The sequence below is a fragment of the Rhodopseudomonas palustris genome (assembly GCF_013415845.1).
Taxonomy (GTDB): Bacteria; Pseudomonadota; Alphaproteobacteria; order Rhizobiales; family Xanthobacteraceae; genus Rhodopseudomonas; species Rhodopseudomonas palustris_F.
In genome coordinates this window covers 4,654,623-4,673,069 of record NZ_CP058907.1, presented here as the reverse complement: position 1 = coordinate 4,673,069, position 18,447 = coordinate 4,654,623, and the positions used below count along the sequence as shown (strand labels likewise).

15 protein-coding genes are annotated in these 18,447 nt (G+C 67.2%); 13 read left to right on the top strand and 2 right to left on the bottom strand.

The features are described 5' to 3' along the window. Positions 1-151 precede the first annotated feature (151 nt). Together HZF03_RS21330 and HZF03_RS21325 are read right to left on the bottom strand one after the other, a co-directional pair. A complete protein-coding gene (locus HZF03_RS21330) occupies positions 152-1,618 on the bottom strand; it encodes a D-alanyl-D-alanine carboxypeptidase family protein (RefSeq protein ID WP_119018965.1) in 1,467 nt (488 codons plus the stop codon). A 169-nt stretch (positions 1,619-1,787) separates the two neighbouring features. After that, positions 1,788-3,587: a glucan ABC transporter ATP-binding protein/ permease gene (locus HZF03_RS21325; protein ID WP_119018964.1), complete on the bottom strand. Its 1,800-nt coding sequence runs from the start codon at positions 3,585-3,587 to the stop codon at positions 1,788-1,790. A gap of 444 nt (positions 3,588-4,031) precedes the next feature. On the opposite strand from HZF03_RS21325, the gene HZF03_RS21320 reads away from it, so the two are divergent. The 13 genes from HZF03_RS21320 to HZF03_RS21260 are packed head-to-tail and all read left to right on the top strand — an operon-like array spanning position 4,032 to position 18,346. Next, positions 4,032-4,421, top strand: a complete 390-nt coding sequence (locus HZF03_RS21320; protein ID WP_011159799.1) for an NADH-quinone oxidoreductase subunit A — start codon at positions 4,032-4,034, stop codon at positions 4,419-4,421. Then, on the top strand, positions 4,418-5,044 hold the full coding sequence (locus tag HZF03_RS21315) for a NuoB/complex I 20 kDa subunit family protein (protein WP_119018963.1): 627 nt from the start codon (positions 4,418-4,420) through the stop codon (positions 5,042-5,044). Before HZF03_RS21320 ends, HZF03_RS21315 begins: the two co-directional genes overlap by 4 nt. Then, the gene (gene nuoC / locus HZF03_RS21310) at positions 5,041-6,786 is read left to right on the top strand and encodes an NADH-quinone oxidoreductase subunit C/D (RefSeq protein ID WP_119018962.1); all 1,746 of its coding nucleotides are present in this window, start codon (positions 5,041-5,043) and stop codon (positions 6,784-6,786) included. The genes HZF03_RS21315 and nuoC overlap by 4 nt, the downstream gene beginning before the upstream one ends. Further along, positions 6,783-7,271, top strand: coding sequence for an NADH-quinone oxidoreductase subunit NuoE (gene nuoE / locus HZF03_RS21305; protein ID WP_011159796.1), 489 nt, complete (start codon positions 6,783-6,785; stop codon positions 7,269-7,271). Before nuoC ends, nuoE begins: the two co-directional genes overlap by 4 nt. Next, entirely contained in the window at positions 7,268-8,554 is a 1,287-nt protein-coding gene (locus HZF03_RS21300; RefSeq protein WP_119018961.1) for a complex I 51 kDa subunit family protein, read from the top strand. The genes nuoE and HZF03_RS21300 overlap by 4 nt, the downstream gene beginning before the upstream one ends. Beyond that, entirely contained in the window at positions 8,551-11,184 is a 2,634-nt protein-coding gene (nuoG, locus tag HZF03_RS21295) for an NADH-quinone oxidoreductase subunit NuoG (protein WP_119018960.1), read from the top strand. The genes HZF03_RS21300 and nuoG overlap by 4 nt, the downstream gene beginning before the upstream one ends. After that, positions 11,181-12,140, top strand: coding sequence for an NADH-quinone oxidoreductase subunit NuoH (gene nuoH / locus HZF03_RS21290; RefSeq protein WP_012497486.1), 960 nt, complete (start codon positions 11,181-11,183; stop codon positions 12,138-12,140). The genes nuoG and nuoH overlap by 4 nt, the downstream gene beginning before the upstream one ends. After that, positions 12,137-12,658 carry an NADH-quinone oxidoreductase subunit NuoI gene (gene nuoI / locus HZF03_RS21285; protein ID WP_012497485.1) on the top strand — a complete coding sequence of 174 codons (522 nt, stop codon included), beginning with the start codon at positions 12,137-12,139 and terminating at the stop codon, positions 12,656-12,658. The genes nuoH and nuoI overlap by 4 nt, the downstream gene beginning before the upstream one ends. Then, complete coding sequence (locus HZF03_RS21280) at positions 12,655-13,161, top strand: NADH-quinone oxidoreductase subunit J family protein (protein WP_119018959.1); 507 nt, start codon at positions 12,655-12,657, stop codon at positions 13,159-13,161. The genes nuoI and HZF03_RS21280 overlap by 4 nt, the downstream gene beginning before the upstream one ends. Then, a complete protein-coding gene (gene nuoK, locus HZF03_RS21275) occupies positions 13,158-13,466 on the top strand; it encodes an NADH-quinone oxidoreductase subunit NuoK (RefSeq protein ID WP_011159790.1) in 309 nt (102 codons plus the stop codon). The genes HZF03_RS21280 and nuoK overlap by 4 nt, the downstream gene beginning before the upstream one ends. 2 nt (positions 13,467-13,468) lie before the next feature. Then, positions 13,469-15,538, top strand: a complete 2,070-nt coding sequence (locus HZF03_RS21270; protein WP_119018958.1) for an NADH-quinone oxidoreductase subunit 5 family protein — start codon at positions 13,469-13,471, stop codon at positions 15,536-15,538. Further along, entirely contained in the window at positions 15,529-16,971 is a 1,443-nt protein-coding gene (locus HZF03_RS21265) for a complex I subunit 4 family protein (protein ID WP_119018957.1), read from the top strand. The genes HZF03_RS21270 and HZF03_RS21265 overlap by 10 nt, the downstream gene beginning before the upstream one ends. Positions 16,972-16,981: 10 nt before the next feature. Then, complete coding sequence (locus tag HZF03_RS21260; RefSeq protein ID WP_119018956.1) at positions 16,982-18,346, top strand: NADH-quinone oxidoreductase subunit N; 1,365 nt, start codon at positions 16,982-16,984, stop codon at positions 18,344-18,346. The last annotated feature ends 101 nt before the right edge of the window (positions 18,347-18,447 follow it).

Here is an 18,447-nt window from a genome sequence, read left to right as displayed (position 1 = left end):
GAAGTACTCGATAACCGTGTCCGACCTCCCGTTGCGCGGAGTATTGAGCGAAGCCAACTCCGAACGCAAGCGGCCGCACGCCGCAGTGCGGCGGCGGTCAATGGAATCAACCTACGGCAGCAACAGGGCAATGAAGCCTGCTGCGAGGCGATCAGGATTTCGGTTTGGCGTCGCTGGTGGCGCTGTTCGATGCCGGCTTCGCAGCGGCCTTCGGCTTCGGCTTCGTCGGTGCAGCCGGCTTGTCGGCGGCCGCTTCTGGCTTCGCCGTGGCGTGCTTGGCGCCGGTGTGCTTGCCCGCAGTGGGCTTGCCCGCAGTGGGCTTGGCGCCAGCAGCCGGTTTGGTAGCCGGCTTGTTGGTATCGACGATCACCGCGGTACGCGGCTTCGTGCCCTTCGGCGCGGCCTGGTCGACGCTGGCTTCCTGACCTTCTGAAGCGGTGTCGTTTTTCTTCGCGACCCGGGCTTTCTTCTTCTTGGCCGGCTTGACGGCCTGCCGCTCGGCGTCGCTGGTCTCCGCCGCGATCAGCGCCGGACCGGTGCGGGTCGGGCCGGTATAGACCAGCACCGGCTGGGTCGGTTCGGGTTCGGCGGCGACCATGTCGACCGGCCGCAGCGCCGGCGGCTGGAACATCGACATCACCGGATTGCCCGACAGCGCATTGGCGACGGTTTCGTCTTCGTCGCTGGCCGGGCGCTTGCGCTTCGGCCCGCACATTTCGTCGCGCAGATCCGGGGGCGCGGCGGCGATCGGCGCCAGATTGTCGACGGTGCCGAGCGACGGCGTCAGCCAGGCGAGCGTGTTGGTCGAGAACCCGCGCTCCAAGAGTTGCGCGGCCTTCACGGCGCGATCCTGACCGGAATTGGCGCCGAGCACTACGGCGATCAGACGGCGACCATTACGCGTGGCGCTCGCCACGAGGTTGTAGCCCGAGGCGCAGATAAATCCGGTCTTGAATCCGTCGGCGCCGGGATAGCGGCCGATCAGCTTGTTGAAGTTCCGCGTCACCCGCTTGCCGAAGCGGATCGCCGGAATGTGGACGTAGTATTCGTATTCGGGCAGGTCGCGGATGATGGCGCGGGCCAGGATCGCGAGGTCGCGCGCCGAGGTCACCTGCTCGTCGGCGGGCAGGCCGTTGGGATTGACGTAGTGGGTCTGCGTCATCCCGAGCCGCGCCGCGGTATCGTTCATCATCGCCGAGAAGCCGTCGATCGAACCGCCGACGCCTTCGGCCAACACCACGGCCATGTCGTTGGCCGACTTCACCATCATCATCTTCAGCGCGTTGTCGACGGTGACCTGGGTGCCGGCGCGGAAGCCCATCTTCGATGGCGATTGCGCCGAGGCGATCGGCGACACCGTCAGCAGCGTGTCCGGGGTGAGGCGGCCCTGCTTCACCGCCTGCAGTGTCACATACAGCGTCATCAGCTTGGTGACGGACGCCGGATGCCACGGGTAGGTAGCATTGTCGGCCTGCAGCACCTTGCCGGTATCGGCCTCGATCAACAGTAGCGCTTCGGCGTTCGCGACGCGCGGCAGCACGGTCAGCGACAACAACGCTGCCACGACGATGGTCAAAAACGAGGATGAGCGGCGAGGCTGTGCAGTGATGAAAGGCACGTTCCGATTCCGGTCCTGTGAGTTCCGTCGCGCCGACGAGATCTCGGCACGGTGAAGTTCGGGTTTTCAGGCGGTGGCCCCAGCAAACCCGACCCTATACCGGCTCGCGCCCGCAGAACAGGGCTTGGCCCCGGGTAATCGGGGACGAAAAGGGCTGAAATTCGACCGATCAGAGTTGTGCGTCGGCTGCCGAGCTCATCGCCGAGCGCGCGTTCTCCTGCACCATGAACTGCGCCCGTGCCAATTGCGCGAATGCGCCGCCGCGCGCCACCAGTTCATCGAACGTTCCGCTTTCGATCACTTTGCCGTTGTCGAACACCAGAATACGTGTGGCATCACGGATGGTGGACAGCCGGTGCGCGATCACGAAGGTGGTGCGGCCTTTCATCACCTCGTCGAGCGCGAGGTTGAGTTTGGCTTCGGTCACCGCGTCCAGCGCCGAGGTGGCCTCGTCGAGGATCAGGATCGGAGGATCCTTCAGCAGCGCGCGGGCGATCGACAGTCGCTGCCGTTCGCCGCCGGACAGCATGCGGCCGCGCTCGCCGGCGTTGGTGTCGAATTTGTGGTCGCTGCGCTCGATGAACTCCAGCGCCTGCGCGCGTTCCGCGGCGAGGCGCAGTTCTTCCGGCGTGGCGTCCGACTTGCCGACCCGCAGATTGTCGGCGATCGAGCGGTCGAACAGCAGAGCTTCCTGAAACACGACGCCGATGTTCCGCCGCAGCGAGGCCAGCGTGATACCGCGGATGTCCATGCCGTCGACCTTGATCACGCCGGACTGCGGATCGAAGGCACGGTGCAACAGCGCGATCGCGGTGGACTTGCCGGCGCCGGTGGCGCCGACCAGCGCGATGGTATCGCCGGGCAGGGCGGTGAAGCTCAGATCCTCGATGGCCGGCCGTTTTCCGTCATAAGAGAACGACACGTTCTGGAATTCGACCAGGCCGGACAGCCGGCCGCAATCGATCGCGTCCGCTCGGTCGCGCACCGCCGGCACGGTATCGAGCACCGCGATAAACTCGCGCAAGCGGGGCGCTTCCATCAGCACGTTATTGATGAAGTTCACCACCTGTTCGAGCCGCTGGATCAGCAGCGTCGCGAACGAGACGAACATCACGATCTCACCGACGCTGGTGAGGCCCTGCTGATTGAGATAGATGCCGAGCGCGAAGATCGACAGCACCGTGATGGTGGTGGAGGCGCGGGTGATCACCGTCACCAGCGCCCACCACGACAGCACCGGCATCTGCGCCTCAAGCAGCCGGCCGGAGACGTTGCGCAGCCCCTGCACCTCGGCGTCGACGCGAACGAAGCTCTGCACCAGCGCGACATTGCCGAGCGCGTCGGAGGCGCGCGCCGACAGGTCGCTGTATTGTGCCTCGACTTCACCCTGCATGCCGTAGGTCTTGTGCACCACCAGCGTGGTCAGCACCGTGAACACGATGCACAGCACGAACAACAGGATCGCCAGCCGCCAGTTGATATAGAGCGACAGCGGCAGCAGCACGACCAGCGACAGAATGGCGGCGAAGTGCTCCCGGAAGAAGCCGAGCCACATCCGCCACAGCGCGTCGGTGCCTTGCAGCATTACTTTCATCAGCCGGCCCGAGTGGGTGCCGGTGTGGAAGCTGATCGGCAGTTGCAGGATGTGTTCGAAATAGCTGGTCAGCACCGCCTGGCGTCGTCGATGGGCCAGCCGGTCGGCTTGCAGCGCGACCAGCGCCGAGCACATGATGGTGAACAGGCCAAAGCCGACCCACGCGCCGAGCAGCGGCCAGGGCGAACGCGTCTCCGGCACCAGCGCGCCGGTGGCGAGATTGCCGCTCATCACGTCAACGATGCGGCCGAACAGGATCGGCTCGGCGAATTGCGCGGTGGCGAGCAGCAGATTGGCGACGGCGAGAATCCAGCCGAGCCGCGCCTCCTTGCCGAGCAGTTGCAGCACGCGGGTGTAGAGATGAAACAGCGACATCGGCCAGCCCAGGACGGAACAATTATCGTTAGATCATTTCAGCCTCGGGCGAAATGTGTTCGCGCATTCGTCCACGGGCCACCGTCGATCGGACCGATAAGCGGTGCGCCTCGGACAATCACCGGCGTTCGCGCCGTGTGGCCATCGTCGCTCAACGTGGCAACGTGCCGCAGACGGTGGACGATCCCGATTCGGAGACCAAGCAAGCGTCGGCAACAGCCGCCTAAGCACTGCCCCGCGGGGCTTTCCGATCTCCTCTACCGGGTTCCAAGTACAGGAAATCACAGCGGGAATCTCACATTGTCGTGGTCGCGGAGTTGATCCGCGTCAACCAGCCTTGACGGGTCGGATGGCATGGTGACGATGCGTTAACAACCCGACTTCTACACCCCACGTCGGATCGCTTCGTGATCCGCTCTTCCGCTGTTTGTTGGAGCCTTGCCGGTGGGTGATCTGACCCTTCCGATCAATTCGGGCGCCGCACTCGCTATCCACGTCGCGCTGTCGGCCGGGATCGTTGCGGCGATCATCGTGGTCGCGGCCTGGCTGCGCGAGAAGCGCTCCGGTGCACGGCCCGACGTGCCCTACGAAGGCGGCGTGCTGCCGGCACAGCCGCAGCAGGGGCCGCTGAACGCGCCGTACTTCCTGATCGCCGCGCTGTTCGTGATCTTCGACATGGAAGCCGCGATCCTGTTCGCCTGGGCGGTCGCCGCGCGCGACGCCGGCTGGCTCGGCCTGATCGAAGCCGCCGTGTTCATCGGCGTGCTCCTGCTGGCGCTGGTGTATCTGTGGCTCGACGGAGCGCTCGACTGGGTCAAGGGCAAGCGCCGATGACGATGAAGCCGCAACATCCGGGCATGCCGGACGAACAGCGCTCAGTCGAAGAACATATGGCGCTGTCGAGCCTGTTCACCACGCTCGAAGATCTCACCGCGTGGTCGCGCAAGCACAGCCTGTGGCCGTTCAATTTTGGGCTGTCGTGCTGCTACGTCGAACAGGTCACGGTGCTGACGCCGGTCTACGATCAGGCGCGGTTCGGCGCCGAGGTGATCCGTGCTTCGCCGCGCCAGGCCGATCTCCTGGTCGTGTCCGGCACCGTGTTTCACAAGATGGCTGCGCCGCTGCTGCGTCTGTACGAGCAGATGCGCGCGCCGCGCTGGGTGATCGCGATGGGCGCCTGCGCCTGTTCGGGCGGCATGTATGACATCTATTCGGTGGTGCAGGGCGTCGACCGCTTCATTCCGGTCGACGTCTACATCCCCGGCTGCCCGCCGCGCCCCGAGGCGGTGCTCGACGCGCTGATCATGCTGCAGCAACAGGTCGGCAGCGAGCGGCGTCCGCTCGGCGTCACCGTCGGCAATACCGCCGGCCTCGGTTTCGATGCGCCGCGCCGGCGCGATCAGCGCCGCGACGAACGCATGGCGCAGACCTTGCTCGATCCGCCGGAGTCATTGTGAGCGCATCCGAACTCGTCACCGAGCTCAGCGCGCGCTTCAAGGATGCGGTGCTGGGCGAGCAAATGACTGTCGATCGGTCTCCGACCGTGTGGATTCGGCCGGATGCGACGATCGACGTGCATCGCTTCCTGAGGCAGGAGATCGACCGGCCGTTCAGGATGCTGGTCGACCTGTGGGCGATCGACGAGACCGCGCGCAAGCATCGCGAAGGCCTGCCGCCGTCCGGCATCACCATCGCCAGCCATCTGATGTCGCACGAGCGCAATGCCGACATCCGGATCAAGATCGCGCTCGATGCCGAATATCCGCGCGCGAAGTCGATCGGCTCGGTGTTTCCCAACGCGCCGTGGTACGAGCGCGAAGCCTACGACATGTTCGGTGTCGAGTTCGAAGCCCAGCCGCATTCGCTGCGCATCCTGCTGCCGCCGGGCTGGGAAGGCCACCCGATGCGCAAGACCCAGCCGGGTCGCGCCACCGAGCGGCCGCTGTTCAACATGACCGCGTCGCTGTTCGACGCCAAGGAACACGCGCTCGCCGCCGATCCGGAGAAGTTCGGCCTGCCGACGCATCGCGACGGCGTCGAGCTGATGATCCTGAACTACGGGCCGCATTCGATGGCGACCCACGGCGTGTTCCGGATCGTGCTGGCGCTCGACGGCGAGGAGATCGTCGCGGCGCGGCCCGATATCGGCTTCCACCATCGCGGCGCTGAGAAGATGGCCGAGCGCCAGACCTGGCACAACTTCCTGCCCTACACCGATCGCGTCGATTATCTCGGCGGCGTGATGGGCGAGATGCCGTACTTGCAGGCTGTCGAAAAGGCCTGCGGCATCAAGGTGCCGGACCGCGCGCTGACGGTGCGGATCATGCTGTCGGAAATGTTCCGCATCATGAATCACCTGTTGTTCTACGGCACCATGGCGCAGGACACCGGGGCGATGTCGCCGGTGTTCTACATGTTCACCGACCGCGAGCGCGGCTACCGGGTGATCGAGTCGATCACCGGCGCGCGGATGCATCCCGGCTTCTTCCGTATCGGCGGACTGTCGATGGATCTGCCGGACGGCTGGGACAGGCTGGTCCGCGAATTTCTCGATTGGATGCCGTCGCGGCTCGACGACTACGAAGGCATGGTGCTGCGCAACGAGATTTTCCGCGCGCGCACCAAGGGCATTGCGGCTTACGACACCGCGATGGCGCTGGACTGGGGCGTCACCGGTCCGGGGCTGCGCGCCACCGGCTATGCCTGGGACGTGCGCAAGGCGCGGCCCTATGCGGGGTTCGAGAATTTCGACTTCGAGATTCCGGTCGGTCACGCCGGCGACTGCTACGACCGCACGGTGGTGCGGGTCGAAGAGATCCGGCAGTCGCTGAAGATCATCCGGCAGTGCGTCGACAACATGCCGTCCGGCCCGATCAAGGCCGATCATCCGCTGACCACACCGCCGCCGCGCGAGCGGATGCTGCACGACATCGAGACCATGATCCATCACTTCGTCAGCACGAGCTGGGGACCGGTGCTGCCGCCGGGCGAATACACCGGCCAGGTCGAGACCGTACGCGGCCTGACGCAGTTCGCGCTGATTTCGGACGGCGAGCCGTCAAGCTATCGCACCCGGATTCGCACCCCGTCATTCGCGCATCTGCAGATGATTTCCGCAGTCGCCCCCGGCATGATGGTGGCCGATCTCGTCGCCTATCTCGGCAGCATCGATTACGTGATGTCGGACGTCGACCGATGAGCCTCAGTCCCGCCCTCAAGACCGCAATCCAGCACGCGGCCGCCACCCATGGCGGCGCGAAGGCCGCGATGGTGGAAGCGCTGAAGCTGGTGCAGGAAGCCGAAGGCTGGGTGTCCGACGCGCATCTGAAGGAAGCAGCCGATGTGCTCGGCGTCACGCCTGCCGAGATCGACGCGCTCGCGACCTTCTACAGCCAGATCTTTCGCTCGCCGGTTGGCGACACCGTGATCCTGCTGTGCGACGGGCTGAGCTGCTATCTGTGCGGCGGCGATGCGGTGCGCGACGCGGTGATGAGCAAGCTCGGCATCGGCTTTGGCGAAACCACGCCGGACGGCAAGTTCACGCTGATCAACATCTGCTGCGTTGGTGGCTGCGATCGCGCCCCGGTGGCGCTGGTCGGTCCGGAGCGTAAGCTGGTCGGCCCGCTGACGCCGGACGATCTCGACGCCCTGATCGGTGGCGTCTCGGTGGGAGGCACGCCATGAGCGACAAGCCGCTCACCGGCCGCGCGCGCGCCGACCGTCAGCCGCACAGCCTTGCTGCCTGGCGCGGGCTCGGCGGCTATGCGGCGTTGTCGCTCGCGCTCAAGCGGCACAGCCCGGAAGCGATCATCGCGATGGTCGAGGCTGCTGGCCTGCGCGGCCGCGGCGGCGCCGGCTTCCCGACCGCCAACAAATGGCGCTTCATGCGCACCGGCAGTGAGAGAGCCGGTCCAGGCGCGCGCTATCTCTGCGTCAACGGCGATGAGACCGAGCCCGGCTCGTTCAAGGACCGGCTGTTGATGGAGGCGCTGCCGCATCAACTGATCGAGGGCGCGACCATCGCGGCCTATGCGATCGGTGCCACCGAAGTGATCATCCTGGTGCGTGACGAATATCGCGCCGCCGCCACTGCGCTGAGCCGCGCGATTGCGGAAGCCGAAGCCGCCGGGCTGCTCGGCCGCGACATTCTCGGCTCCGGCTTCGACCTGACGATGCGGGTGCATGCCTCCGCCGGCCGCTACATTGTCGGCGAAGAGACCGCGCTGATCGCTGCGATCGAGGGCGAACGTCCGGTGCCGCGGCATCGTCCGCCTTATCCGGCCGTCAGCGGATTGTGGGGGCGACCGACGACCGTCAACAACGTCGAGACGCTGTCGTCGGTGCCGTCGATCATCGAGAATGGCGCCGAGTGGTACCGATCGCTGTCATTCACCGACGAAGGCGGTACCAAGCTGTATGGCATTTCCGGCTGCGTCGAGCGTCCGCAACTGATCGAAGCGCCGATGGGCTCGACCGCGCGTGAGCTGCTGCATCGTGCCGGCGGCATTCGCAATGGTCGCGGGCTGCTGGCATTCCAGCCAGGCGGCGGCGCCACGGCGTTCTTCGAGAAGGCCGAACTCGACGTGCCGCTCGATTTCACGAGCACCAAGAAGGCCGGCAGTTCGCTCGGCACCGGCGCGCTGATTGTGCTCGACGATCGCGCCTGTCCAGTGGCGGCGATCGGGCGTCACATGCGGTTCTACGCGCGTGAGAGCTGTGGGCTGTGCACGCCGTGTCGCGACGGCCTGCCGTGGGTGTCGAAGCTGCTCGATGCGCTCGAAGCCGGCAAGGGCACGCAAGGCGATATCGAGGTGCTGCACCAGCACGTCGCGCTGTCCGGCCCGTCGGGTCGCAGCTACTGCGATCTCAATACCGGCGCGCTGACGCCGCTGCGCAGTGGCCTCGAGCGCTTCGGCGACATCTTCACGGCCCACCTGCAGGGCTTCTGTCCGGTGGGCCGCGTATGACCAAGAAAAAGATCGAGATCGACGGCCGCGTCATCGAAGCCAAGGACGGCGAGGATCTGCTGTCGGCGTGCCTGACCCACGGCATCGACGTACCGTATTTCTGCTGGCACGGCGCGCTCGGCTCGGTCGGCGCCTGCCGGCAATGTGCCGTGAAGGTCTATGACGGTCCGGACGACACCGAAGGCCGCATCGTCATGAGCTGCATGACGCCGGTTGCCGACGTCGAGCGGGTGTCGGTGACGGATCCGGAAGCCGTGGCGTTCCGCGCCCAGGTGATCGAATGGCTGATGGTCAACCATCCGCATGATTGCCCGGTGTGCGAAGAGGCCGGCTCCTGCCATCTGCAGGACATGACGATCGCCACCGGCCATATCGACCGCCGCTACAAATTCACCAAGCGCACCCATCGCAACCAGGATCTCGGGCCGCTGGTGACGCACGAGATGAACCGCTGCATCGCCTGCTATCGCTGCACCCGGTTCTATCGGGACTATGCGGGCGGGCGCGATCTCGACGCGTTCGGTGCCCACGACAACGTGTACTTCGGCCGCGCCGAGGACGGCCCGCTGGAAAGCCCGTTCGCCGGCAATCTCGCCGAAGTGTGCCCGACCGGCGTGTTTAACGACAAGGGCTGGTCGCGGGATTACTCGCGCAAATGGGACATGCGGGCGACGCCGTCGATCTGTCCGCATTGCTCGGTCGGCTGCAACATCCTGGTCGACCAGCGCGATGGCCGGGTGAAGCGGGTGCAGAACCGTTACCACGGCGCGCTCAACGGCTATTTCATCTGCGATCGCGGCCGCTACGGCCCGCTGCATGTCGTCTCCGAGCATCGGCTGCGGCAACCGCTGATCGGAGGTGCGCCTGCGAGCGAGCACGAGGCCGCTTCCGCCGCCCATGCCATCGTGGCCGAAGGCGCGATCGGGATCGGCTCGCCGCGCGCCTCGCTGGAGGCCAACTACGCGCTGCAGCGCTTGGTCGGGCCGGAGCGGTTCTTCGCCGGCGTTTCCGATGTCGAAGCCGGCCTGGTGCGTCGCATCGTCGAAATCTTGCGCGCAGGGCCTGCCAAGATAGCGTCGCTGCACGAAGTCGAGCACGCCGACGCTGTGCTGGTGCTCGGCGAAAATCTCACCGGCACCGCCCCAAGGCTCGCTTTGGCGCTGCGCCAGACCGCACGTGGCGCCGAGCGCGAGCTCGCCGCGCAGAAGGGCGTGCACGCCTTCCTCGATCCGGCTGTGCGCACCGCCGGCGAGGGGCGCCGCTCGCCGATCGTGCTGGCGACGCCGCTGCCCGATGCGCTCGACGATCTCGCCGCGCTGTCGCTGCGGCTCGATCCGCAAGGCATCGCTGCATTCGGCGACAGCGTTGCGGCCGCGCTCGGCGCAGGCTCTGGCGACGCGGTCGAGGAGCATTCCGAAGCCGCAAGGGTGGCTGAAATTCTGGCGAACGGCGAGCGCCCGCTGATCGTCGCCGGCTGTGCGTTGATGTCGCCCGAGATCATCGAAGCGGCGGCGCGCATCGTCGCCGCGCTCGGCGTCAAGGCGCGGATCGTGCTGCTGGCCCCGGAGGCCAACAGCATCGGTCTGGCGCTGCTCGGCGGCGACGGCCTCGATAGCGCTGCTGCTCTGCTCGAACGCGGCGGTGCCAAGACGGCGATCGTGCTCGAGAACGATCTGTTCGACCGCGCGCCGCGCGCCGGCGTCGAGCGACTGTTTGCCGCCGCAAAGGGCGTGGTCGCACTGGACTCGATGGCTAACGAGACCACGGCGCGTGCCGCAGTTGCCCTGCCGGTGGCGCCTTTCACCGAGGCGACCGGTACCTTCGTCAACTACGAAGGCCGTGCACAACGCTTCTTCGCCGCGGTGGCGCCACAGGAGTCCGCGCCGGCAAGCTGGCGCAGGCTGGATGCGTTCGGCGCCGGTGACTGGCATGGGCTCGATGCGCTGATCGGCGATCTGATCGTCGAACGGCCCGACCTCGTGGCGGTGGCTGACGCCGCACCTGGCGAAGATTTCGGAATGGCCGACGGCAAGGTCACGCGCGCGCCGCGACCCTATACCGGCCGCACCGCGGACGACCGCGCCGGGCAATTCGCCGACGCGGTGATTCCGGTCGATCAGGACGGGCCGCTGACCTTCGGTATCAAGGGCGCGCGCGGCACCGCGGTGCCGGCGCCTTTGATCACCAGCTACAAGACCTCCGGTCTGCACTCGGCCAACAACGTGACGCGCTTCCTGGAGGAAGTCGGTGGCCCGCTGCGCGGCGGCGATCCCGGCGCCTTGCTGGTCAAATCGGGCGAGGCCTCGCTGCCGGATGCCGTGCTGCAGCCGATTCACGCCGGCGAGGGGCTGTGGCTGATTCCGCTGCACGACGCCTTCACCGGCGGTGAGCTGAGCCGAGCCAGTGCGCTGCTCGCCGCACGCCGCCCGGCACCGCGATTGCTGCTGCATCCGGACGATGCGGCGCTGCATGGTTTCCGTGACGGCGCCGCGGTGCGGGTCGACGGCAATCCCTGCGCCCCGGTGGTGACGCTGGATGCAATGGTGCCGCGCGGCACCGTGGTGATCAGCGCCGGCTCGTGCCAGCCGCGCGGGCCGCTGCGCCGGGTCAAGGTGGAGGCGGCGCCATGATCGGGATGATCATCACCGCCACCATTTCGGTCGCGCTGATTATGGTGCTGCTGGTACTCGCCGGCACCTTCACCTGGGTCGAGCGGCGGCTGCTCGGCTTCGTGCAGGAGCGCTACGGTCCGAACCGCGTCGGCCCGTTCGGCTCGCTGCAATGGGTCGCCGACACGGTGAAGATCCTCACCAAGGAGGATCGGCCGCCGCCGGGCGCCGATAAGCTGCTGTACATCTTGGCGCCGGCCGTTGCGGCGACGCCGGTGCTCGCCGGCTTCGGCGTCGTGGCGATCGGTGACGGCTGGGCACTGTCGTCGGTCGACGTCGGCCTGTTGTTCCTGCTTGGTATGCTGGGGCTGACGGCTTACGCCGCCGTGCTCGGCGCCTGGGCGTCGAACAATCGGTTCTCGCTGCTCGGCGGCATGCGCGCCGCGGCGCAGATGCTGGCCTATGAGGTGTTTCTCGGCCTGTCGCTGATGGGCGTGGTGATGATCGCCGGCTCGTTCTCGATGACCGAGATCGTCGAGGCGCAGCGCGGCGTCTGGTTCGTGGTGCTGCAGCCGCTCGGCATGGCGCTGTTCACCATCGCCGGCATCGCCGCCGCGCACCGGCTGCCGTTCGACCTGCCGGAATCCGAGAACGACCTGATCGCCGGGTTCATCACCGAATACACCGGCATGTCGTTCGGCCTGTTCTTCCTCGGCGAATATCTCGCGGTGCTGCTGGTGTCGGCGCTGGCGGTGACGCTGTTCTTCGGCGGCTGGCTCGGGCCGTGGCTGCCCGGCCCGGTCTGGTTCGGGCTGAAGACCGCGGTGATCGCGGTCGCGTTCGTCTGGATCCGCGCGACGCTGCCGCGGCCGCGCTACGACCAGCTTCTGAGCTTCGCCTGGAAGGTGGCGTTGCCTCTGTCGCTGCTCAACTTGATGCTGACCGGCATCGTCGTGGTGGCGAGGAGCGCGTCATGATCGGATTCGGATGGCTGGAAGCTCTGTTGCGGGTCGGCCGCAAGCTGTTCGTCAAGCCGGAGACCCAGCTCTATCCGGAACAGAAGCCGAAGCTGTATCCGCGCGCCCGCGGCCGGATCGTGCTGACCCGCGATCCGGACGGCCAGGAGCGCTGCGTCGCCTGTAATCTTTGCGCGACGGTATGCCCGGTCGGCTGCATCGATCTGGCGAAAGCAGTCGCCGACGACGGTCGCTGGTACCCGGAGCATTTCCGCGTCAACTTCGCCCGCTGCATCTTCTGCGGCTTCTGCGAAGACGCCTGCCCGACCGCGGCGATCCAACTGACGCCGGACTACGAATTGTCCGAATGGCGCCGCGACGCGCTGGTGTACGAGAAGCACGACCTCTTGATCTCCGGTGAGGGCAAGGTGCGCGGCTATCGCTATTGGTCGGTCGCGGGCAAGGCGATCCCCGGCAAGGACAAGGGCGAGGCTGAGCACGAGGCGCCGCCGGTGAATCTCAAGGGGCTGCTGCCATGAGTTCGCTGCTTGCGATCTATGCCGGCGCCTTCGCGCTGATCTCGGCCGCGGTGTCGGTGACGCGGCCGAATGCGGTGCATGCGCTATTGTATCTCGTGGTGACGCTGCTGGCGCTGGCGGTGTGTTTCTTCGCGCTCGGCGCGGCGTTCGCCGCCGTGCTGCTGATCATGATCTATGCGGGCGCTATCGTGGTGCTGTTCGTGTTCGTGGTGATGACGCTGCCGATCTCGCCGGAATCGATTACCCGCGAGCGCGCGCTGCTGCGCCGCGCCTGGCCGTTGCCGATTCTGATGTCGGTGCTGATCGTCGCGCCCTTCGTGTTCGGCGAAATCGGTTTGAAGGCTACCGGCCAGCCCGCGCCGGTGTCGGCCCAGGAGGTCGGCAAGCTGCTGTTCGGGCCGTGGGCGCTGGCGGTCGAACTCGCCTCGCTGCTGCTAATGGCCGGCCTGATCGGCGTCCGCCACATCGGTCGCAACGACCGCAGCCCGAGGAACGGGTCATGACCGGCTCCGACCTGATCGGCATCATGATCCTCGCCGCGGGCCTGTTCGCGGTCGGCGTGTTCGGCGTGCTGGCGCGCCGCGGCATGCTGTTCCAGCTCGTGGCGCTGGAGGTCGCGCTCAGCGGCCCTGCGCTTGGCTTCATCGCGGCCGGCGCTTATCACGCCGATCCCGAAGGGCAGGGGATGTTCATCCTGGTGCTGACGCTCGCTGCCGCCGAGGTCGCGGTCGGGCTGGCGCTGTTCCTGCGCTTGCGCCGCCTCACCGGCACCGACGATAGCGATGCCATCAGCGGGCTGAAGGGGTGAGCATGGCGCATCTGCTTCCCTTCGTCCCGGTGCCGGCGCTGCTCGGCTTCGTGTTCCTCTCGCTGATCCCGGCACCGCTGTCGCGTGCCGCGGTGATCGCGCTCGGCGTCGGCGCCGCGGTACTGCCGGCGATCCTGTTCTTCCCGGTGGCGCTGTCCTGCATCGAGGGCGTGTGCGTTGCCGGCGCGACGGTGCCGATCCTGTCGATCGATACCGGTGTGTTCGTCGCGCAGATCGCGATGTCGATGGATCCGCTCAGCATGGTCACCGGCGGCACCGTGGTGCTGGTCGGCGCGCTGGTGCTGATCTATTCCGGCGCCTACATGGCATCCGAGCCGCTGCAGGATCTGCGCCGTTTCTTCGCGGTGATGAACCTATTTCTGGCCGGGATGCTGGCGGTGGTGTTCGCCGCCGACGTCATCCTGCTGTTCCTGGGCTGGGAAACCATCGGCCTGTGCAGCTTCATGCTGATCGCGTTCTACGACCGGTTGCCGAAGGCCGTGGCCGCGGGACGCAAGGCGCTGATCACCACCCGCGTTGCCGACAGCCTGCTGCTCGCCGGCTTGATGATGCTGTTCTTGAACGCCGGCACCACGCGGCTCGACGGCATGCTCGCTGCGGTGCCGTCGATTGATCCGTGGCGGCTGGCGCCGATCGCCGGGCTGATTGCGCTGGGCGCGCTCGGCAAGTCGGCGCAGATCCCGTTCCACACCTGGCTGCCGAGCGCGATGGCCGGCCCGACGCCGGTCTCGGCACTGCTGCATTCGGCCACCATGGTCGCGGCCGGCGTGATCCTGCTGGCGCGCCTCGCGCCGCTGTTCGCCGCAGCGCCCGAGATTTCGGCGATGGTCGCGATGCTCGGCATCCTGACTGCGGCGCTCGGCGCGCTGGTCGCGCTGATCCAGACCGACGTCAAGAAGCTGCTGGCGTTCTCGACCATGAGCCAGATCGGTTTCATGGTGCTGGCGCTCGGGCTCGGTGCGCCGGCGGTGGCGCTGTCGCATTTCGCCATCCACGCGGCGTTCAAGTCGCTGCTGTTCCTCAGCGCCGGCGTGATGAGCCACGCAGCGGGTGGCTCGACCGCGATCGAAGCGCTGCGCGGCTCTCGTTATCGTCAGCCGATGGCATTCTGGAGTTTCGCCATCGGCGCCGCTTCGCTCGCCGGCCTGCCGGTGATCACCGCAGGCTGGTACTCGAAGGAAGCGGTGCTGGCCGCAGTTTGGAGCAGCGGGCCTTGGGGCGTGCCGCTGTGGCTGCTCGCCGCCACAGCAGCGGTGCTCACCGGCGCCTACGCGTTCCGGGTCGTGTTCGTCGCAGCGAGCCAGACCGCCGATCTCGCCGCGCCGCCATGGGGCGGTCTCGCGGTCGTGGTGCCGCTGTCGGTCCTCACCTTCGTCGCCGTGGTTGGCGGCATGTCGGTCGGCGCGCTGATCAGCTTCACCGGCGGCGCGCCCGAGCACATTCCGTTGGTGCCGGCGCTACTCGGCGCTGCCGCCCCGATCCTCGGTGTAGTCCTGGCGCGATGGCTGGTCAGGCATCCGCAAGAGCTGGAGCGTCTGGCGACGCGGATGCGGCACATCCGGATCTTCCGCGTCGACGTGCTGTATTATTACTACTTCGTCCGGCGCTTCCGCCGCGTCGCCACGGTGCTCGGCAATGCCGAAGGCACTGAAGCAGTTGCCGACGCGGTGGCGCTGCGCCGCGAGGGCGTTGACGTGCCCGGACTCGTCACCGACGATCCACTCGGTCGCGGCGCCAGCCAGGTGCGCGGGATTCGCACCGACCTGATCACGCGTGCGACCGACGGCCAGACGCCGGTGGTGCGCATGGTGGCCGGCGATCCGGTCGGCCGGTTGCTGATCGTCGTGGCCCGGCTGTTCGTCGGATTTTTCGTGGCGCGATTCAATCCGGACCGGATCGATCGCGCCTGGATGGGTTTGGCCAGCGGTGCCGGCCACGCCTGGGCGCTGGTGCGGCTGACGCAGACCGGCCGCGTCCGCGATCACTCGCTGTGGATCGCGCTCGGTTGCGCGGGACTTCTATTGTTTGCCTGGGGGACGTCATGGCGTTGATTGCGCTCATCCTGCTGCCAGCTTTCGGCGGCTTCGTCGCATTCTTCGTCGCCGGCAAGGGCGAACGTGAGCGCTGGGTCACGATCGCGACCTTCGCGCTGATGCTGGTGCTGCTGGTCGCGGTCGTCGCGACCGGGGCCGAGGGGCGGTGGTACGACAAGGTGTCGTATCCGTGGGTGCCGTCGTTCGGCATCTCGCTGGATTTCGCCATGGACGGCCTGTCGGCCACGATGATCGCGCTTGCCGCCGGTCTCGGCATCATCTCGGTGATGGCGTCGTGGTCGGAGATTCGCACCCAGTCGGGGCTGTTTCACGCCAGCCTGTGCTGGACGGTGGCGGCGACCGTCGGCGTGTTCCTGTCGTTCGACCTTCTGATCTTTGCATTCTTCTGGGAAGCGATGCTGGTGCCGGCGTTCACGCTGATCGCGGTGTGGGGCCACGGCGACAAGGAAGGCGCCGCGCTGAAATTCTTGATCTTCAACGCGGTCGCCGGCTTCGGCTTGTTGGCGGCGTCGTTCGCGCTGGCGGCGATGGCCGACCACATGACCTTCAGCGCCTTCGAACTCGCCGAGATGAAGCTGTCGACGCCGGTCCAGGTGTGGATGCTGCTCGGCTTCTCGCTGGCCTTCATGGTCAAGCTGTCGGTGCCGCCGTTCCACGCCTGGTTGCCGGAAGCGCATACGCTGGCGCCGACCGCGGGCTCGATCCTGCTCGCCGGCCTGCTCTTGAAGACCGGTGCCTACGGCCTGTTCCGGTTTGCGCCGATGCTGTTTCCGGACGGGCTTGCCGCGGTCGCGCCCTACGGCATCGCGCTCGGCGCCGCCGGCGCGCTGTACGGCGGCCTCGTCGCCTGCGGCCAGAACGACGCCAAGCGGCTGGTCGCCTATACGTCGATCGCCCATATGTCGATCGTGCTGATGGGCATCTCCGCCGGCGTCCACTACGCGCTTGCCGGTGCCGCGGTCGAGATGATCGCGCACTCGTTCTCGGCCTCGGCGCTGTTCCTGCTGATCGGCGCGCTGTACGAGCGCACCCACACCCGCGACCTGCGCCAGCTCGGCGGCTTGCAGCAGACGGCGCCGAAATTCGCCGCAGCGTTCGCGTTGTTCTGCTCGGCGCTACTGGCGCTGCCCGGCACCGCCAACTTCGTCGGCGAAGCGCTGGTGGTGGTCGGCATCTTCCAGGTCAATTGGGTGTTCGCGCTCTTGGCGCTGTCGACCTTGGTCGTCTCGGTGATCTACGCGACGCGGCTGCTCAAGGGCTTGGTGTTCGGCCTGCCGCAGCCCAAGCCGCCGCTCGCCGACATGACCTGGCGCGAGTATTGGCCGATCCTGGTGATGGGCATTGGCACGCTGATCATCGGCCTCTATCCGCAGAGCCTGTTGGCGCTGCTCGAGCCGGCGATCAAGGCCGCGCTCACTCAGACGCCGTGATCGCCGCGCCATGACCGCCGCCCAATTCGCCGCGCTATCACCGCTGGTGGTGCTGGCCCTTGCCGCTGTCGCGGCGATGATGCTGGTGCCGCTGGCGCGGCTGCAGATCGTGCAGGCATCCGCCGCGGCAGGGCTGGGGCTCGCCGCTGCGATCGTGCTGCTGCGCGTCGGCGCGCCCGCCGCACCGATGGGCGCGCTGTTCACTGACGACGGCCCGGCGCGGTTCGGCATCGTGTTTGCGTGCCTGGTGTCGCTTGGCGCGTTGGTGTTTCTGCGCACCGGTCACCCCGCCAAGGAGGCGCCGTCGCTGCTGGTGCTGGTGGCGATCGGTGCCGCCACGTTGGCCGGCGCCGGCCATGCCGCGACGCTGTTTCTCGGCATCGAAATCCTCAGCCTGTCGCTGATCGCGCTGTTCGCGTTTCGCCTGACGCGGCAGGGGCTGGAGGCGGCCTACAAATTTCTGGTGATGAGCGGTCTGGCGTCCTCCGCGTTGCTGCTCGGCATCGCGCTGATCTTTGCCGAAACCGGCGCGCTGGATTTCGCCGGCTGGGGCGGTCGCGGTGCGCTGACGGCGTTCGGCACCGCGCTGCTGCTCGCAGGTCTCGCCTTCAAGTTCTCGTTGGTGCCGTTCCACATGTGGACGCCGGATGCCTTCGAAGCCGCACCGGCGAGTGCCGCGACGCTGGCCGGCGTGGTGTCGAAATCGGCCGTTGCGATCGTAATCCTGCGTCTGGCGCTGACCGCGCATCTGCCGGAGCCCGTGTGGAGCGAGGGGCTCGCCGCGCTCGGCGGCGCGTCGGTGCTGATCGGCAATCTGTTGGCGCTGCGGCAGCCGCAACTGCCGCGGATGCTCGGCTATTCGACGATCGCGCATTCCGGCTACATCGCGCTGATCATCGCCTCCGGCACGCCGCATGCCGGCGAGGCGGTGCTGTTCTATCTGGCGATCTATGCGCCGGCGATGCTCGGGGCGCTGTGCGTCTCGGCCGCGCTCGGCCGCGCGCCGACGCTGCCTGACCTGCACGGGCTGATGAAGCGGCGCCCGCTTGAGGCGATTGCGCTGTCACTGTCGCTATTGTCGCTCGCCGGCCTGCCGGCGGCGGGCGGCTTCATCGCCAAGCTGTTCCTGCTGCGGGTCCTGATCGACGGCAGCCTGTGGGTGCTGGTCGGGATCGTGGTCGCCGGCTCGTCGCTCGGCTTCTTCTACTACGCGAAGTTCTTCACCGCGCCGTTCGTCGGCCACACCCACGACGAGTCCGAGCCGCTGCCGCAGCTCGATCGCGGCCTCTTGATTGTTTGCATCGCGCTGATCGTGATCTTCGGGGTGGCCCCGGCTGGCCTGATGAACGTCGTTGCCGCGACGATGGCGCCGTAGCCGCGCTCTCCTCTCCCCGCGCGCGGGGAGAGGTTAGATGGTGCAGCCATCCGGGTGAGGGGGCGTGTCCGCGAGGCCGAGACTCAGTGCCCGTGTCGGCC

Excerpts from the sequence above, each read along its gene's own strand:
- HZF03_RS21325 (WP_119018964.1), bottom strand. The coding sequence starts at position 3,587 with ATGTCGCTGTTTCATCTCTACACCCGCGTGCTGCAACTGCTCGGCAAG.
- HZF03_RS21315 (WP_119018963.1), top strand. The coding sequence starts at position 4,418 with ATGACGATGAAGCCGCAACATCCGGGCATGCCGGACGAACAGCGCTCA.
- nuoE (WP_011159796.1), top strand. The coding sequence starts at position 6,783 with ATGAGCCTCAGTCCCGCCCTCAAGACCGCAATCCAGCACGCGGCCGCC.
- HZF03_RS21300 (WP_119018961.1), top strand. The coding sequence starts at position 7,268 with ATGAGCGACAAGCCGCTCACCGGCCGCGCGCGCGCCGACCGTCAGCCG.
- nuoG (WP_119018960.1), top strand. The coding sequence starts at position 8,551 with ATGACCAAGAAAAAGATCGAGATCGACGGCCGCGTCATCGAAGCCAAG.
- nuoH (WP_012497486.1), top strand. The coding sequence starts at position 11,181 with ATGATCGGGATGATCATCACCGCCACCATTTCGGTCGCGCTGATTATG.
- nuoI (WP_012497485.1), top strand. The coding sequence starts at position 12,137 with ATGATCGGATTCGGATGGCTGGAAGCTCTGTTGCGGGTCGGCCGCAAG.
- HZF03_RS21280 (WP_119018959.1), top strand. The coding sequence starts at position 12,655 with ATGAGTTCGCTGCTTGCGATCTATGCCGGCGCCTTCGCGCTGATCTCG.
- nuoK (WP_011159790.1), top strand. The coding sequence starts at position 13,158 with ATGACCGGCTCCGACCTGATCGGCATCATGATCCTCGCCGCGGGCCTG.
- HZF03_RS21270 (WP_119018958.1), top strand. The coding sequence starts at position 13,469 with ATGGCGCATCTGCTTCCCTTCGTCCCGGTGCCGGCGCTGCTCGGCTTC.
- HZF03_RS21265 (WP_119018957.1), top strand. The coding sequence starts at position 15,529 with ATGGCGTTGATTGCGCTCATCCTGCTGCCAGCTTTCGGCGGCTTCGTC.
- HZF03_RS21260 (WP_119018956.1), top strand. The coding sequence starts at position 16,982 with ATGACCGCCGCCCAATTCGCCGCGCTATCACCGCTGGTGGTGCTGGCC.